At 70.7% G+C, this 16,314-nt stretch carries 13 protein-coding genes; 7 read left to right on the top strand and 6 right to left on the bottom strand.

Annotated elements, in window-relative coordinates; translation table 11 throughout:
• The first annotated feature begins 82 nt into the window (after positions 1 to 82).
• Genes BLS25_RS04040 through BLS25_RS04025 form a run of 4 tightly spaced genes read left to right on the top strand, consistent with a single transcriptional unit; the run spans position 83 to position 3,543 of the window.
• Positions 83 to 1,018: an ABC transporter ATP-binding protein gene (locus BLS25_RS04040; protein WP_074694519.1), complete on the top strand. Its 936-nt coding sequence runs from the start codon at positions 83 to 85 to the stop codon at positions 1,016 to 1,018.
• Positions 1,015 to 1,812, top strand: a complete 798-nt coding sequence (locus BLS25_RS04035; RefSeq protein WP_074694518.1) for an ABC transporter permease — start codon at positions 1,015 to 1,017, stop codon at positions 1,810 to 1,812. Before BLS25_RS04040 ends, BLS25_RS04035 begins: the two co-directional genes overlap by 4 nt.
• 19 nt (positions 1,813 to 1,831) lie before the next feature.
• Positions 1,832 to 2,941, top strand: coding sequence for a sensor histidine kinase (locus BLS25_RS04030; RefSeq protein ID WP_056228136.1), 1,110 nt, complete (start codon positions 1,832 to 1,834; stop codon positions 2,939 to 2,941).
• Positions 2,938 to 3,543 (top strand): response regulator transcription factor, encoded by a 606-nt coding sequence (locus tag BLS25_RS04025; protein ID WP_074694797.1) that lies wholly within the window; start codon positions 2,938 to 2,940, stop codon positions 3,541 to 3,543. The genes BLS25_RS04030 and BLS25_RS04025 overlap by 4 nt, the downstream gene beginning before the upstream one ends.
• Here the strand turns inward: BLS25_RS04025 and BLS25_RS04020 are convergent.
• From BLS25_RS04020 to BLS25_RS04005, 4 genes are all read right to left on the bottom strand, one after another.
• Positions 3,540 to 3,929 carry a DUF779 domain-containing protein gene (locus tag BLS25_RS04020; RefSeq protein ID WP_056225001.1) on the bottom strand — a complete coding sequence of 130 codons (390 nt, stop codon included), beginning with the start codon at positions 3,927 to 3,929 and terminating at the stop codon, positions 3,540 to 3,542. The two genes, BLS25_RS04025 and BLS25_RS04020, sit on opposite strands and share 4 nt — an antisense overlap.
• Positions 3,930 to 4,045: 116 nt before the next feature.
• Entirely contained in the window at positions 4,046 to 5,596 is a 1,551-nt protein-coding gene (gene exaC / locus BLS25_RS04015) for an acetaldehyde dehydrogenase ExaC (protein ID WP_074694517.1), read from the bottom strand.
• Between the two features lie 300 nt (positions 5,597 to 5,896).
• Positions 5,897 to 6,421, bottom strand: a complete 525-nt coding sequence (locus BLS25_RS04010) for a hypothetical protein (protein ID WP_056225005.1) — start codon at positions 6,419 to 6,421, stop codon at positions 5,897 to 5,899.
• Positions 6,422 to 6,500: 79 nt separating this feature from the next.
• Complete coding sequence (locus tag BLS25_RS04005) at positions 6,501 to 7,787, bottom strand: GAF domain-containing protein (RefSeq protein WP_056225008.1); 1,287 nt, start codon at positions 7,785 to 7,787, stop codon at positions 6,501 to 6,503.
• Positions 7,788 to 8,099: 312 nt separating this feature from the next.
• On the opposite strand from BLS25_RS04005, the gene BLS25_RS04000 reads away from it, so the two are divergent.
• Positions 8,100 to 9,134, top strand: coding sequence for an NAD(P)-dependent alcohol dehydrogenase (locus tag BLS25_RS04000; protein WP_074694516.1), 1,035 nt, complete (start codon positions 8,100 to 8,102; stop codon positions 9,132 to 9,134).
• Positions 9,135 to 9,332: 198 nt separating this feature from the next.
• Here BLS25_RS04000 and BLS25_RS03995 read toward each other — a convergent pair whose 3' ends face one another.
• Together BLS25_RS03995 and BLS25_RS03990 are read right to left on the bottom strand one after the other, a co-directional pair.
• Positions 9,333 to 10,760 carry a CCA tRNA nucleotidyltransferase gene (locus BLS25_RS03995; RefSeq protein WP_074694515.1) on the bottom strand — a complete coding sequence of 476 codons (1,428 nt, stop codon included), beginning with the start codon at positions 10,758 to 10,760 and terminating at the stop codon, positions 9,333 to 9,335.
• A gap of 53 nt (positions 10,761 to 10,813) precedes the next feature.
• Entirely contained in the window at positions 10,814 to 12,328 is a 1,515-nt protein-coding gene (locus BLS25_RS03990; protein ID WP_074694514.1) for a DUF7059 domain-containing protein, read from the bottom strand.
• A gap of 107 nt (positions 12,329 to 12,435) precedes the next feature.
• Between BLS25_RS03990 and BLS25_RS03985 the strand changes: the two genes are divergently transcribed.
• Entirely contained in the window at positions 12,436 to 14,682 is a 2,247-nt protein-coding gene (locus BLS25_RS03985; RefSeq protein WP_143017816.1) for a DUF6049 family protein, read from the top strand.
• Positions 14,679 to 16,277 carry a murein biosynthesis integral membrane protein MurJ gene (gene murJ / locus BLS25_RS03980; protein ID WP_074694512.1) on the top strand — a complete coding sequence of 533 codons (1,599 nt, stop codon included), beginning with the start codon at positions 14,679 to 14,681 and terminating at the stop codon, positions 16,275 to 16,277. Before BLS25_RS03985 ends, murJ begins: the two co-directional genes overlap by 4 nt.
• Positions 16,278 to 16,314: the final 37 nt, after the last annotated feature.

The following is a 16,314-nucleotide window of genomic DNA, read 5'->3' as shown; positions in this document are numbered from 1 at the left end:
TGATCCACCCATGACGAACGTCACCTCTGAATGGTGACAGCCGTCCGATGTGCGGCGAGCGCCCCGGGGCGAGCATGAACACATGACCTCCTCCACCCCCACCCCCGCCGCGATCGACGCGCGGGGCGTCGTCAAGAGCTTCGGCTCCGTCCACGCCGTCCGCGGCGTCGACCTCACCGTCCGACCGGGCGAGATCGTGGCCTTCCTCGGCCCGAACGGCGCGGGCAAGACCACCACGATCGACATGATCCTGGGCCTCACGAACCCCGACGCCGGCAGCATCGAGGTGTTCGGCCACAGCGCTCGCGGAGCCGTCGCCCGGGGCCTCGTCTCTGCCGTCCTCCAGTCGGGCGGGCTGCTGAAAGACCTGACCGTGCGCGAGACGGTGGAGCTGACGGCGAGCCTGTTCGCCGAGAAGCGCCCCGTCGACGAGGCCCTCGAGCGGGCCGGCATCCTGAACCTCGCCCGCCGCAAGGTGGGCCTGTGCTCGGGCGGCGAGCAGCAGCGTCTGCGCTTCGCGATGGCGCTGGTCAGCGACCCGGCGCTGCTGATCCTCGACGAGCCCACGACCGGTATGGACGTCGAGGCACGCCGGTCGTTCTGGAACGCGATCCGGGCGGATGCCGCGCGCGGACGCACCGTGATGTTCGCCACGCACTACCTCGACGAGGCCGACGAGTACGCCGACCGCATCATCCTGATGCGCGGCGGGCAGATCGTGGCCGACGGCAGCACCACCGAGATCAAGAACCTCGTCTCGGGGCGGGTCGTCCAGGTGACGCTTCCGGATGCCGACCTCACGGCCCTCGCGGCCGTTCCGGGCGTCGATTCGGTCGAGGCCGCCGGCGAGCGCATCACCGTGCACACGCGGGATTCCGACGCCCTGGCGCGTCACCTCCTCACCTCCACCTCGGCGCGGGATCTCGAGATCACCGCCCAGAACCTCGAGAGCGTGTTCTTGACGCTCACCGCCGAGCCCTCGGCATCCGACCTCGTCTCGACGGGAGCACTCCGATGACCGCCATCGCCCTCGACCGCCCGCTCCCCGCCATGGGCGGCTTCACACTGACCTATCTGCGCATCGAACTGGTGCGCAAGCTGCGCAATCCGCGCAGCATCTTCTTCACCGTTGCGTTCCCCGTGCTGATGTTCTTCATCGTCGGGTTCCAGACCCTCGACGTCCCGCTGACGGATACGCCGCTGGCGTCCGGGGGAGTGTCGGTGGCCGCGTACATCATGGTCTCGATGGCGATGTACGGAACCATGATGTCGGCGACCCAGACCGGGGCATCGGTCGCGGTCGAGCGCGCGCAGGGCTGGTCGCGGCAACTGCGGCTCACCCCTCTCAACCCGATCTCGAACGTCGTCGTCAAGATGCTCGCCGGCATGATGTTCGGCCTGATCGCGGTCATCGCGACCTACGCGGTGGCCGCCGGCGCGGGCGTGCAGCTCGCCCCGGTGCAGTGGATCGTCACGGGTCTTTCGGCCTGGGTGCTCGCCGGAGCCGTCTTCACCACCCTCGGCCTGATGGTCGGCTACATGGTGCCGGGCGAGAACGCGGCGCAGATCACGAGCCTCGCGGTGGTGCTGCTGTCGTTCCTCGGCGGCCTGTTCTTCCCCCTGTCGTCGATGCCCGACTTCTTGCAGGTGATCGGCAAGCTGACGCCGGTCTACGGCATCGGCGAGCTCGCCCGCTCGCCCCTCACGGGTGACGGATTCGACCTCGGCGCCCTCGTCAACGCGGTGGTCTGGCTCGCAGTGTTCGTCGCCGGCACCGTCTCCTTCTTCCGTCGCGACACGCGTCGCGGCTGACACGCCTAGGGTGAACGACGTGAGCACGACGACCGGCCCGGAGCGCACCCGCGTTCCGGGCCGCCGTCCGTTCCGCCGCGGCTGGTTCATCGGGGCGTCGATCTCGCTGATCTGGACCTTCCCGGTCCTCGTCGAATTGTGGGAGGGTCCGAGCGTCGCGGGTCACCTCGTCGGCACCGCGATCATCGTCGTGTTCGCGGCCGTGTTCATGGCGACGGTTCCCTACGCCCGCGTCACCACGTCGCGACTTCGCCGGCTGCTGCCGACGGTGGTGCTCTTCGCGCTGAGCCTCGCGCTGCTTCCGTGGCTCGGCACCGACGTCCGCTGGATGTGGACCTTCGTCGGCGTCGCGTTCGCCGTCTCGGCGATGGGCCGCAGGACCACCTGGCTCTTCGTCCCCGCCCTCAGCGCCCTGTCGTTCGTCGTCGGCGAGGCGATGGGGGCCGACGCGTTCTCGAACGTCGTGAACTCGGCGATCATCCTCTCGATCTCGATCATGATGTTCAGCTTCGTCGAGAACATCTCGACCCTCGAGCGGCTGCGTGCCGCACAAGAGCAGATCGCCGAACTCGCCGCCGAACGCGAGCGCGGCCGCGTCGCCCGCGACGTGCACGACATCCTCGGACACTCGCTCACGGTGATCACCGTGAAGGCCGAGTTGGCGGGACGACTGATGGATGCCGGCTCCCCGGCCGCCCGCGACGAGATCGCCCAGATCGAGGGTCTCTCCCGCGGAGCCCTGGCCGACGTGCGCGCGACCGTGCACGGCTACCGCGGCGTGAGCATCAGCGGCGAGCTCGCCGCGGCCCGCGCCGCGCTCGAGAGCGCCGGCGTCTCGGCCGACCTCCCCGGCTCCACCGACCAGGTGCCCGCAGACCGCCGCGAGCTCGCGGGATGGGTCGTGCGCGAGGCCGTCACCAACGTGGTGCGTCACTCGGGCGCGAGCGCCTGCCGCGTGCGACTCGACAACCGCTCGATCGAGGTCGCCGACGACGGTTGCGGCCCGGCGTCCACGGCCTCCACCGGCTCAGGACTCACGGGACTCCGCGAGCGCGTCGAGACCTCCGGAGCACGGTTGACCATCGGTCGCAGCGACCTCGGCGGATTCAAAGTGAAGGTGGCGTGGTGATCCGACTGCTCATCGCCGACGATCAGGCCCTCGTGCGTGGGGCCCTCGCCGCCCTGCTCGGACTCGAGGCCGACATCGAGGTCGTCGCCCAGGTCGGGCGCGGAGACGAGGTGGTCGAGGCGGCGCGCACGTCGGAGGCCACGGTCGCCCTGCTCGACATCGAGATGCCCGGGATCGACGGGATCGCCGCCGCCGCGCGGGTGCGGACCGAAGTTCCCGGATGCCGTGCCCTCATCGTCACGACTTTCGGACGCCCCGGCTACCTGGCGCGGGCGATGCAGGCCGGCGCCTCGGGCTTCGTGGTGAAGGACACGCCCGCGGCCGAGCTGGCCGACGCGGTGCGGCGGGTCTCCCAGGGACTGCGCGTGGTCGACCCCGCTCTCGCAGCCGAGTCGTTGGCGCAGGGCGACTCGCCCCTGACCGAGCGGGAGACCGACGTGCTCGTCGCTGCCCGCGACGGCGGCTCGATCGCCGACATCGCGCGGACCGTCCACCTCTCGGAGGGCACCGTGAAGAACCACCTCTCGAGCGCGATCGGCAAGACCGGCGGGCGGAATCGTGCGGATGCCGTGCGGGTGGCCGTCGAGCGCGGGTGGCTCTAGCGGTCGGCGCCCACTCCGAACGCCTCCGCTTCCTCCTCCGTCAGCATCCGGGAGCGGATGAGGAAGCGCATGCCCGTCGGTCCCTCGACCGAGAAGCCCGCGCCACGACCGGGGACGACGTCGATCGTCAGGTGCGTGAACTTCCAGTACTCGAACTGCGACTCCGACATGTAGACCTCGATCGGGTCATCCAGACCCGCGTCGATGTCGCCCAAGTGCACGTCGCTCGGACCCGTGATGAACATGCCCACGGGGTAGCACATGGGGGAGCTGCCATCGCAGCAACCGCCGGACTGATGGAACATCAGCGGCCCGTGCGTGGCCGTGAGCTCGCGCAGCAGCGCGGCCGCGGCATCCGTCACATCGACGCGAGAAAACTCGGCCATGTCCCGTTCCTTTCGAACGATGTCCCACTTACGGTCGTCTGGGGAATGCTCAGACGACCATTTGTGGGACATGGCGAGGCGGCGCCGAGGCCCGAAAGCCCCGGCGCCGCTGCGACTCAGAAGAAGCCCATCGCCCCGTCGGCGTACGACACGAGCAGGTTCTTCGTCTGCTGGTAGTGATCGAGCATCTTGAGGTGGTTCTCGCGACCGATGCCCGACTGCTTGTATCCGCCGAACGCCGCGTGCGCGGGGTACTGGTGGTACGTGTTCGTCCAGACGCGGCCCGCCTCGATCGCGCGACCGGCACGGTAGGCGGTGTCGCCACTGCGTGCCCAGACGCCCGCGCCCAAGCCGTAGAGCGTGTCGTTGGCGATCGAGATGGCGTCGTCGAAGTCGTCGAACGACGTGACAGACAGCACGGGGCCGAAGATCTCCTCCTGGAAGATGCGCATGTCGTTCGTGCCCTCGAACACGGTCGGGGCGACGTAGTAGCCGCCCGACAGGTCGCCGCCGAGATCGACGCGCTCACCGCCCGTGAGGAGCTTCGCGCCGCCCTGCGTGCCGATGTCGATGTACGACAGGATCTTCTCGAGCTGGTCGTTCGAGGCCTGCGCCCCGATCATCGTCTCGGGGTCGAGCGGGTTGCCCTGACGCACCTTCTTCACGCGCTCGAGGCCGTCGCCGAGGAACTGGTCGTAGATCGACCGCTGAATGAGCGAGCGCGACGGGCACGTGCAGACCTCGCCCTGGTTCAGCGCGAACATCGTGAAGCCCTCGAGCGCCTTGTCGTAGTACGCGTCGTCGTTGTGCAGGGCGACGTCTTCGAAGAAGACGTTGGGGCTCTTGCCACCGAGTTCGAGCGTCACCGGGATGAGGTTCTGCGACGCGTACTGCATGATGAGGCGGCCGGTCGTGGTCTCGCCGGTGAAGGCGATCTTGCGGATCCGCTTGTGCTGCGCGAGCGGTGCACCCGCCTCGATGCCGAAGCCGTTGACGATGTTCACCACGCCCGCGGGGAGCAGGTCACCGATGATGTCGAACAGGAAGAGCAGCGACGCCGGCGTCTGCTCGGCCGGCTTGATCACGACGCAGTTGCCCGCGGCGAGGGCCGGAGCGAGCTTCCACGCGGCCATGAGGATCGGGAAGTTCCACGGGATGATCTGACCCACCACACCGAGCGGCTCGTTGAAGTGGTACGCCACGGTGTTCTCGTCGAGCTGGCTGAGCGAGCCCTCCTGCGCCCGCAGCACGCCCGCGAAGTAGCGGAAGTGGTCGACCGTGAGGGGAATGTCGGCGGCGAGTGTCTCGCGCACCGGCTTGCCGTTCTCCCACGTCTCGGCGACGGCGATCTTCTCCAGGTTCTCTTCGATGCGGTCGGCGATCTTGTTCAGGATGACGCTGCGCTCGGCGGGAGTGGTCTTCTTCCACGACGCGAACGCCTTCCACCCGGCCTCGACCGCGCGGTCGATGTCGTGCGCGTCGCCGCGGGCGACCTCGCAGAACGGCTTGCCGGTGACGGGGGTGATGTTCTCGAAGTACTCCCCGGAGTGGGGTTCGACCCATTCGCCGCCGATGTAGTGCCCGTACCGCGAGCGGTACTCGGCGACGGCCCCGCGGGTTCCCGGGGCGGCGTAGACGCTGGATACGCCTTCTTCGACGATGGTCATGCGTGTCTCCTTCGACGGTCATGAGTCGCCGCGTCGGCTTCGGGCGGCGATGCGCCGACGGTACGCCGCAGGAGGTTGCATCGGGTTGCACGGGCGAGCGGGCGTGCGCTCAGGACGCATTCGTTCGACGAGACCGCACCAGTTCGACGCGAAACGGGTGCGTCGTCGGCGAACGAATGCGTCTTCGACGCGGGCGCGGGGACCGCGCCAGAAGCCCGACGCCGACGCGGGCAGGACGGCCGGACAGAACGACGGATGCCGCGACCCTCGGGCCGCGGCATCCGTTCGAGCGAACGCTGTCTACGCGTCGGCGTCGGCGAGCACCGAGCGCAGCGGGGGAACGTTGACCTCGTGCAGGTCGACGCCGTCGAGGCGCTCGATGCTCTGCACGCGCGGCGCGATCGCGCGGTCGTCGGCGACGATCCAGCTGCCGACGAGCAGGAAGCGGTCGTTGCCCGCCGTGATCGGGCCGGTGAGGGCGAAGGTCTGGTGCGTCGGCGTGAGGAAGGTCACGCGCACGGGCGTTCCGTGGGGGAGGGTCGAGGGATCGACGACGTCGGCCTCGAGCGCGGGCTGGGGAGCCTCGATGCCGAGGTCGATGCGCTGGATCTCGGCGCTCGTGGCGAGGATGACGTCGCCCACGAGCGGCTGCCCGCCCACGCCGATGCGCACGGTGCCCTCGAGCGCGTACAGGCCGTAGCGCGGGGAGCGGACGATGACGCGCGCGACGTCACCCGCCTTGACCTCGGCGAGGGCCTCGCGGATACGCCCCACGTCGCGACGGGCGCGTGCTGCCGAGAAGATGTCGAGCGCGTTTTCGTCCATATGTTCAGCGTAACGAGGGCCTCCGACATCGGGGACGCTCTCGGGAAATCCCCTGGTTGCGCCGGGCGAGCGCGGAGTGTCACCCCCGAGCGAGACGCTCCAGTCGAGCGACCAGTCCCGCTCGCTTGGGGGAGCGGGCGGGAACGAGCTCGAGGCAGAGCCGCAGCACCTCTTCGTCATCGCGCGCATCGGCTGTCTCGGCGTAGGCGAGCAGGACGTCGACCCCCGCCTCTTCGATGAGGGCCTCTCGCAGGGTCGAGCGCACCGATTCGCGTACCTCGACCACTCCAGGTGCCTCCGACTCCGGCAGCACCGGTCCGGCGTACGCGGCGAGCGCCACGCGATGCGCACCCCTGTCCAGCAGCGACAGCACGTGCTGGGCGTCGGTCTCGAGGCCCACGGGCAGTCGATAGGGACGGGATGCCGGAACGAGACGCGGCGCCACCGGCACGAGCGCGCGCCGAAGCCGCACCATCTCGGGGCGCAGCGTCTCGACGGCGGCGTGGCCGTACACCGCCTCGCTCAGGGCCTCGGCCGACAGCCCCTCCCGGTGCACGGCGAGCAGCAGAAGGATCTCCGCGTGCCGGGCGCTCAACTCGACCGACGCACCCCCGACCTCGAGCAGCGCGCGATCTCGTCCGAGGATGCGCAGCAGAGCCCGGGCCGGCGCGGACCGCCGCGGGGGAGGAGCCTGCTGAGCGCGCAGCCGCCCCACGAGGATCTCGCTCTCGATCGCCCGGGCCGTGGCATCCACCAACAACTGGGCTTGAGGTGTCACGGCCTCGGGCCCTCCGGTGACATCGATCACGCCGAGCAGACGCCGCGTCTCGGGATCGTGCACGGGCGCCGCGGTGCAGGACCACGGCTGCACAAGGCGATTGAAGTGTTCGGCACCGCGGATCTGCACCGACCTGTCGAGTGTCAGCGCCGTTCCGGGAGCGGACGTGCCCACGGCATCCTCCGCCCAATTCGCCCCCGCCACGAACCCCATGTCGCCGGTCAGGGCGCGGATGTGACGATCGCCTTCGACCCACAGCAGACGGCCCGCAGCATCGCCGACCGCCACGACCACGCCCGATTCCTCCGCAGTTCCGGGCAGGAGCAGAGAACGCACCATGTCCATGACCCCGGCGAGCGGGTGAGCGCGGCGGTAGGCCTCCAGCTCGCCGCTGGGAAGGTCGAGCGGAGGAAGACCTTCGGGGCCGACGAGGGATGCCAAGGACCTCCGCCACGACTCCTGCACGAGCGGTCGCACGTCGTCGAGTCGGCGGTCGTCGTTGCCGGCGATGAGCTCCTCGTGAGCACGCGCGATCAACAGCCCCGAGGTCTCGGGGGAAACAGTCGGTCGCGACCATGGAGAGGGCACGGGACTCCCATCGGCGGTGACGGAGGTGGCTCCCAGTGTAGGTCGCGTGGTGCGCGTGGGGGAGGGCGGGCATCACTGGGGCGCTCTCGGTGCACCGGGGCGGTCGTCGACCACCCCACTGCACGACACGCGCCCCGTCACGGCGCGACCTCCCACGACACGACGTGCGCGCGGCCCAGCGGCACCGGTGCGAGGCATCCATTCGTCCCCTGCCGATGAGAACGGTTCCCGATCCCCTCGAAACGCCGTCAACCCCCGTCACCGCCCACGGCCGGCGAGCGCACGGTGGAAGGACCGACAGAAAGGAACGCCATGAAGGCTGTGCAGTACCGCGAGATCGGCAAAGGACCCGAGGTCGTCGAGATCGAGGAGCCCCACGCGGGCCCGGGCCAGGTGCGTCTGAAGGTGACCGCGGCGGGGCTGTGCCACTCCGACTGGTTCGTGATGGACCTCCCCGAGGACCAGTACACCTACGGCCTGCCGCTCACCCTCGGCCACGAGGGCGCGGGCATCGTCGACGAACTCGGCGAGGGCGTCGAGGGCGTCGAGATCGGCGCGGCCTACGCGATCTACGGACCGTGGGGCTGCGGGCGCTGCCACGCGTGCGCCCAGGGTGCCGAGAACTACTGCCCCTACGCGGCCGAGATGGGCATCACCCCTCCGGGCCTGGGCAGCCCGGGCGCCATGGCCGAATACGTGATCGTCGACGACCCGCGACACCTCGCCCCGCTGGGCGACCTCGATCCCGTCGAGACGGTCTCGCTGACCGATGCCGGACTCACCCCGTACCACGCGATCGTCTCGGCGAAAGAGAAGCTGTACCCCGGTGCGACGGCCGTCGTCATCGGCGTCGGCGGCCTCGGTCACGTCGGTGTGCAGATCCTCCGCGCGATCACCCAGGCCACGGTCATCGCCGTCGACCTCGGCGAAGACAAGCTGGCCCTCGCTCGCGAGGTGGGTGCGCACCACACGGTGAACTCCGACGAGCACGCGGCCGAACGCATCCGCGATCTCACGAACGGACTCGGCGCCACCGCGGTCTTCGACTTCGTCGGCGTGCAGCCCACGATCGACCTCGCGCGCGCGGTCGCCGGAATGGACAGCTTCATCCACATCGTCGGCATCGGCGGAGGCATCATGCCTGCCGGGTTCTTCTCCACGCCGATGGGCGCCGCGGTGCGTGCTCCCTATTGGGGCACCCGCAGTGAGCTCATCGAGGTGCTCGACCTCACGCGCAGCGGCGCGGTCGGCGTCCACGTCGAGCGCTACGGCTTCGACGGCGCCGTCGAGGCGTACGCGAAGCTGCACAAGGGGCAGGTGCGCGGCCGCGCCGTCGTCGTGCCCTGACGCGAACCTCGAGGGGGTGGCATCCGGATCATGGATGCCACCCCCTGCGCGTTCGTGGCCCCGGGGCCGCGAACCACGCCCCGGGTCCACGAACGACGCCCCGATGTCAGCATCACCGGACCACGCCCCTGCCCGATACCAGGGGGTGTCGCCCCCTCGCCGGGCGCCCCGAACCCCGTCACCCCGAAGCCGCGGACTTCAGCCCCGCGCCGCCCACCATTCGCGCAGGCGCTTCTCGGCCTCTTCTTCGCCCAGCACGCCCTCGTCGAGGCGCAGCTCGAGCAGGAAGCGGTAGGCCTCGCCGACCTCGCGGCCGGGCGTGAGGCCGAGGACCTCCTGAATGCGGTTGCCGTCGAGCTCGGGGCGGATCGAGTCGATCTCCTCCTGCTCGCGGAGCACGGCGATGCGGGCCTCGATGTCGTCGTACGCGGATGCCAGGCGCTGTGCCTTGCGCTTGTTGCGCGTGGTCACGTCGGCCCGGGTCAAGATGTGCAGGCGTTCGAGCTCGTCTCCGGCGTCGCGCACGTAGCGCCGGACCGCGGCATCCGTCCACGCTCCTTCGGCGTAGCCGAAGAAGCGCAGGTGCAGCTCGACCAGTCGGGTGACGACGGTGGTCGTGGCCGCGTCGAAGCGCAGGGCCTGCAGGCGCTTTCGCGCCATGCGCGCGCCCTTGATGTCGTGGTGGTGGAAGGTGACGCCCCCGCCCGCTTCGAGGCGTCGGGTGGCGGGCTTGCCGATGTCGTGCAGGAGCGCCGCCAGCCGCAGGGGCACATCGGGGGCGGCATCCGGGTGTCGCTGCTTCTCGAGCGCGATCGCCTGGCGCAGCACCGTCAGCGAGTGTTCGTACACGTCCTTGTGGTGGTGGTGCTCGTCGACCTCGAGGCGCAGGGCGGGCACTTCGGGGAGGAACTCGTCGATCAGCCCGGTCTCGACGAGAACGCGGATGCCGCGGACGGGATCATCCGTCTGCAGGAGGCGCACGAGCTCGGCCTGCACGCGCTCGGGACTGACGATGGCGAGAGAGCTGCGCAGCTCGCGGATCGCATCGAGGGTGTCGGGGTCGACGACGAAGTCGAGTTGCGACGCGAAGCGGGCTCCGCGCAGCATGCGTAGGGGGTCGTCGCCGAAGCTCACGGCGGGATCGATAGGCGTGCGCAGGCGCCCGGCGATGAGGTCTTCCACACCACCGGTGGGGTCCACGAGCGTGCGGGCGGGAACGCGGAGCGCCATGGCGTTCACGGTGAAGTCGCGGCGGCTGAGGTCGGCCTCGAGGGTGTCGCCGAACTCGACGGTGGGCTTGCGGGTGACCCCGTCGTAGCTGTCCGCGCGGTACGTGGTGATCTCGACCTGTTCGCCCTTCACCCGGGCGCCGATGGTGCCGAACGCCCGTCCGACGTCCCACTGCACGCTCGAGACGGGTTTCACGAGCGCGAGGATCTCGTCGGGGCGAGCGTCGGTGGTGAAGTCGAAATCGTGGGTCACGCGCCCCAGCAGGGCATCGCGCACGGGACCGCCCACGATCGCGAGATCGCGACCGGCATCGGCGAAGACCCGGGCGAGCGTGGCGACCACGGGATGCGCGGCGAGCTCCTCGAGGCGCGCGAGACCCTCAGCCATGTTCAGCATGCCTTCGAGCCTATCCGGGGCCGCCGACGGCTCCGTCGGGCACTGAGGGCGCGTCAGTCGTCGGCGAAGCCCAGGAACCCGGTCACCAGCAACTCGCGCACCCGCGGCAGCAGGTCGGCGCGCAGGGCCTCGGCATCCACCTCCATGAGCTGGGCGATCGCATCGATGAGGGCTCCCACGGCCAGGTCGCCGTCGCAGGCGCCGACAAGGGCCGCGAGCCCCGGGTCGACCTCGAGCGTGCGCGCGAAGCCGCCGCCCTGTCGGAGCTCGATGACCGAGGGGTCCTCCTCGCCCGGTCGGTGGTGGCGCGCCTCGGTGACGTCGGGAGCCACGCGCAGCACGCTCGAGGCCAGTCCGTCGTCGTCGAGCAGGGCGGCCCGGTCATGGGCGGCGAGGGATGCCGAGAGGTGCGGTCCGAACGCCGATTCGCCTCCGCCCGAGACGCGTTCGTACCGCGCGAGGGTCGGCCCGCCCGCGAGGGGGCGCCGCAGCAGCACGTACCCGAACCCGACGCCGGTCACTCCCCGTGCCGCGAAGTCGTCGAGCCACGCGTCGATGAGCCGCGCGTACTCGGGTGTGCCGGGAACGGTGCCACCGTCACGCACCCACAGCTCGGCGTACGCGAGGGGGTCGAGCACTTCGCGCTCGATCACCCACGCGTCGAGCGACGAGCCGACCCACCCGCGCACGCGGTCGAGCCCCGACTCTCCCCACCGGTACTCCCAGTTTCCCAGCGACTGCGCCACCGCCCCGGGCGCGAGATGTTCCCCCACGCCCGAGATGACCGCCGCGACGAGGGAGTCGCCCTCCATTCCGCCGTCGCGGTACTCGTACGCCGGAACGCCGGCGACGCGCGGCGTGATGACGAACGGGGGATTGGATGCCACTCGGTCGAACGTCTCGCCGGCGACGGGCTCGAACAGCGAGCCCAGGCGGGTCTCGATCCCGTCCACGCCGTTCACGAGGGCGTTGAGGCGGGTGAAGCGCAGCGCGCGCTCGGAGATGTCGGTCGCGACCACGTGGTCGACGAGCCGGCGCAGTCGGAGCGCCTGGATGCCGCAGCCCGTGCCGATGTCGAGGGCCGTGCGCGCTCGGCGGGTGAGTTGCAGGCGCGCGAGGGTCTGGGAGGCCCCGCCGACGCCGAGCACGTGGTCCTCGGGGAGCGGACCCTCGAGGGCCGCCTCGTCGAGGTCACTGGCGATCCACCACTCGACCTCTCCCTCGTCGTCGGCGAAGGCCTGAGGCCTCACCAGCACGGCGGGAGTCACGGCATCCCCCGAGATCTCCAGCAGTCCGAGCGCGGCAGCTCCGTCGACGCGCAACGTCGGCAGCGCCGCCTCGGCGTCACCGCGCGGGACGGGCAGCCCGAGCCCCCACAGACGACCCAGCACGGCGAGCGCATCGCCGCGCTCACCCAACGCGCGCGTGGCCGGGCGGCGGAGACCCCTCGCGACGGCGTCGTCGGCCTGGGGTCCCCAGGCGGCGCGGAGGGCGGCGCTCGTGTAGTCCGCGGTGCGGAGGTCGTCGGCGAGGGCCTGGCACAGCTGGGGATCGGGTTCGGGAAGCACCGGTCCATTCAACCGTCTGCGCGAGGCTATCGGGGGGCTTGTAGGTAGGCGGGCCTAGACTCGCAGGCGGTGCGAGGCCCCCTCGCTCCACCGACGCTCGTATGACCGTGACCTCCCAGCCTTCGGGCGCACCCGTGCCGCGGCGCTCCTTCACGCGCCGGCTCCTGGCGACCCTCGCCGCCGGGGCCATCGTCGCGGGCGTGGCGCTGCCGGTCTCGGCGGCTTCCGCTGCGACGCCGAGCCCTTCTCCGTCGGCTTCGAGCTCGCCGTCCGTGCTCATCGCGGCTCCCTCGGCGAACGGCATCCTGCGTCCCGGTGACGCCCTGTCGGTCGTCGTGAGTCTCGCGGCAGGGTCATCGGCTGCGCCCGCCGGTCCCGTCGCCCTGTCGATCGGGTCCGCCCCTCTGGCCGACGACGCCTCCATCGATCGATGGCTCAGCGGTGACGCCTCCGGCATCGCCTTCCAGCAGGTCGCGACGGGAACCCTGGATGCCACCGCCTCCGGCGCCCAGTCGATGACCACCCTCACGGCACCGGGGACCGACCCGGCCCTCGCGAACCGCGCCACCGGCGTCTACCCGGTCCTCGCGACGAGCGGCGGGCTGACGGCACCGAGCGTGGTCGTCGTTCCGGCTGACGCGGGGGCGCAGACGCCGATCGCCCTCGTCGTTCCGATCACGGCGGCCCCCCTGACGCGCGGTCTTCTCACCGCGAACGAGCTGGCCGAGTTGACCGCGGTCGACGGCGGTCTGTCCGCGCAGCTCGACGCGGTGGACGGCACCGCGGCCACCCTGGCCGTCGATCCCGCCATCCCCGCGGCCATACGGGTGCTCGGCTCGGCCGCCCCGCCCACCGCGGTGGCGTGGCTCCAGCGACTTCTGGCCCTGCCGAATGACCGGTTCGCCCTCCAGTTCGGCGACTCCGACGTCGCCGCGCAGCTGCACGCCGGGCTCACGGCCCCGCTCGGCCCCACCTCGCTGCAGAACTACATGGCCGCGGCCGACTTCGTGCAGCCCGCCCCGGCGGTGTCCGCCGTGTCGACGCCCGAACCGGCGTCCAGCACGACGCCCGGCCAGCCCTCGTATCCGTCCCTCTCCACGCTGCTCGACATCGGGGTCGCGACCCCCAACGTGTACTGGCCCGCGACCGGAACCGCGGGAGCGGACACCGTCGCCACCCTCGGCGCGCTCGGCAGCGCCGACGACCCCACCCACGTGCTCATCCCGTCGACCAGCGTCTCCGGCGGGGGGCGGCAAGCCTCCGCCCGCGTCGGAGGGGTCTCGACGCCGGTCTACGACGCGGAGGTCTCGCGCGCCCTCGCCGACGCGGCCGGTCAGAACGACAGCACCCGTCGCGGAGCCTCGCTGGCGGCCGCCCAGGCCTACCTCTCCATCGCCCGCACCGTCACCGCCGACCAGCCGGTCCTCGCCGTCCTCGACCGGGGCACCGATCGTTCGCGCGTGAGCCTGCGCGCGACCCTCGGCCTCGCCGCCACCGCGCCGGGGTACACGGCGTCGACCCTGCGCGCTGTCGCCTCGGTGCCGGCATCCGACATCTCACTCGAGGCGCCCGACGTCGACGCGGCTCGCGTCGACGAGGTCCGCAACCTCGTGAGCGACGAACAGAACGTCGATCGGTTCGCGTCGATCCTCGATCAGCCCGAGCTGCTCACCGGACGCGAACGCGCGGAGCTCCTCCAGGTCACGAACGTGTCATGGACGGGGGATGCCGCCCGCCAGGCCGTCGCCGACCACCGCGCCGCCACGCGCACGACGCTCGACTCCGTCGGCATCCTGTCATCCGATTTCCGTCTGGTCAGTTCGAGCGCGCCGCTGCGCCCGTGGGTGCGCAACGACCTGCCGTGGCCGGTGACCGTCGTGATGTCCGTCCGCACCAACGACGTCCGCCTGCGCGTACAGGACCGCACTACGATCGATGCCCAGGCCTCGGCCAACACACGCGTCGAGGTGCCCGTCGAGGCGCGTATCGCCAACGGCGAGGTCAGCGTCGACCTGCAGCTGTACAGCCCCTCGGGCGTGCCGATCGGATCACCCCAGGCGGTCGACGTCGAGGTGCGCGCGGAGTGGGAGAACATCGGCATCGTCGTCGTCATCGCCCTCATCGTGGGCTTCTTGAGCCTCGGGGTCGTCCGCACGGTCGCGCGCCGTCGCCGGCTGCGCGCCGAGGAGGCGTCGTCCCCGGTCTCCGATGACGACGAGCCCGTGGATGGGATCGGCGTGAAGGATCCGGATGCCGACGGGCGCAGCCCCGCCGAGGACGCCGACGATCCCCTCACCGACGAGCACGCCCCCCACGAGAACCCTTCGAACACCGAGCAGGAGACACGCCCGTGAGCAGCATCGGACGGGCCAGTGTGCTCATCGGGGCCGGGACCATCGTGTCGCGCGTCAGCGGGGTGCTGCGCACCATCGTGCTCGTGGCCGCCATCGGGTCTATCAGCAGCGCGGGTGACGCATTCGCCGTCGCCAACCAGTTGCCGAACAACATCTACGCGATCATCTCGACCGGTCTGCTGACCGCCGTCGTCGTCCCGCAGATCGTGAAGGCCGCCGCGCACGCGGACGGGGGACAGGCGTTCATCTCGAAGCTGTTCACCCTCGGCACGGTGGGCCTGCTCGGCGCCACCGCTCTCGCGATGATCGCCGCACCACTCCTGGTGCACGTGTACGCGGGCAAGTTCACCGACGATCAGCTGGCCCTCTCCACCGCATTCGCCTACTGGTGCCTGCCGCAGATCTTCTTCTACGGTCTCTACGCCCTGCTCGGCGAGATCCTCAACGCCCGTCGCGTCTTCGGTCCGTACACGTGGGCGCCGATCGTCAACAACATCGTGTCGATCGCGGGCTTCGGTGCGTTCATCCTGCTCTTCGGGGGACAGCAGGTGCGCGTCGACGCGTGGACGCCCTCGATGATCGCCGTTCTCGCCGCCACCGCGACCGGCGGCATCGTCGTGCAGACGGCGGTGCTGATGTTCTTCTGGCGCCGCGCGGGACTGACCCTGCGTCCCGACTTCCAGTGGCGAGGCGTGGGGCTCCGACACATCAGCCGCCTCGCGGGCTGGACCTTCCTGATGGTCGTCGCCGGCCAGCTCGCCGGAATCGTGCAGTCGAACGTGCTCTCGGGCGCCTCCGGCAACGATCCCGCGATCTTCGCCTCGCAGAACGCCTGGCTGCTGTTCATGCTGCCGTACTCGATCATCGTGCTGTCGATCGGAACGCCCTACTTCACGCAGCTCAGCGAGCACGCCGCCGCGGGACGCGACGACGAGGTACGAGCCGACATCGCTCGCAGCATCCGCACCCTGGGGTTCTTCATCGTCGCGGCCACCGCCGCCCTCGCCGTGGCCGCCGTCCCCGCCAGCCGGATCTTCACGAACGGATCGGAGCAGGCCCTCGCCGCCGCTCCCGTCCTGTGGTGCTTCCTGGTCTGCCTTGTGCCCCTCGCCGTGCTCTTCGTCATCCAGCGCACCTTCTACGCCTACAACGACACTCGCACCCCCTTCTTCTTCACCCTGCTGCAGTGCGCGCTCGTCGCAGGAGGGGCCATCGCGGCCGGCGCGTTCGTCGATCGGTCGGACCTGGCCGCCGGCGTCGCCCTGACCCAGTCGTTCGCGAGCATCGTGCAGGTGGTCGTGGCGACGGTGCTGCTGCGCCGCCGCCTCTCCGGCATCGGCACGGGCTCCTGGCTGTCGGCACTCGGACGTTTCGCCCTCGCCGCGATCCCCGCCGCCGCAGCCGGGTGGGGCGTCCTGATCCTGCTGGGCGGCCCCGAAGGATGGATGACGAGCAGCGTCGCGGCCGGGATCGCCGGTGCCGCGGTGCTGGGTCTGGTCGTCCTCGCCGTGTACATCGGCATCCTGGCCCTGTTCCGCACTCCCGAACTCGCCCCGGCGCTCGCGCTCGGCCGGCGGTTCCTCCCCAAGCGCTAGCCCCCGGGGCCGTGGAATACCCCGCGGCTACCATGGG

The sequence above is a fragment of the Microbacterium testaceum StLB037 genome (assembly GCF_900104345.1).
GTDB classification, from domain to species: Bacteria; Actinomycetota; Actinomycetes; order Actinomycetales; family Microbacteriaceae; genus Microbacterium; species Microbacterium testaceum_A.
This window is presented reverse-complemented; position numbering and strand designations above follow the sequence as displayed.

Excerpts from the sequence above, each read along its gene's own strand:
- BLS25_RS04040 (WP_074694519.1), top strand. The coding sequence starts at position 83 with ATGACCTCCTCCACCCCCACCCCCGCCGCGATCGACGCGCGGGGCGTC.
- BLS25_RS04035 (WP_074694518.1), top strand. The coding sequence starts at position 1,015 with ATGACCGCCATCGCCCTCGACCGCCCGCTCCCCGCCATGGGCGGCTTC.
- BLS25_RS04020 (WP_056225001.1), bottom strand. The coding sequence starts at position 3,929 with ATGGCCGAGTTTTCTCGCGTCGATGTGACGGATGCCGCGGCCGCGCTG.
- exaC (WP_074694517.1), bottom strand. The coding sequence starts at position 5,596 with ATGACCATCGTCGAAGAAGGCGTATCCAGCGTCTACGCCGCCCCGGGA.
- BLS25_RS04010 (WP_056225005.1), bottom strand. The coding sequence starts at position 6,421 with ATGGACGAAAACGCGCTCGACATCTTCTCGGCAGCACGCGCCCGTCGC.
- BLS25_RS04000 (WP_074694516.1), top strand. The coding sequence starts at position 8,100 with ATGAAGGCTGTGCAGTACCGCGAGATCGGCAAAGGACCCGAGGTCGTC.
- BLS25_RS03995 (WP_074694515.1), bottom strand. The coding sequence starts at position 10,760 with ATGCTGAACATGGCTGAGGGTCTCGCGCGCCTCGAGGAGCTCGCCGCG.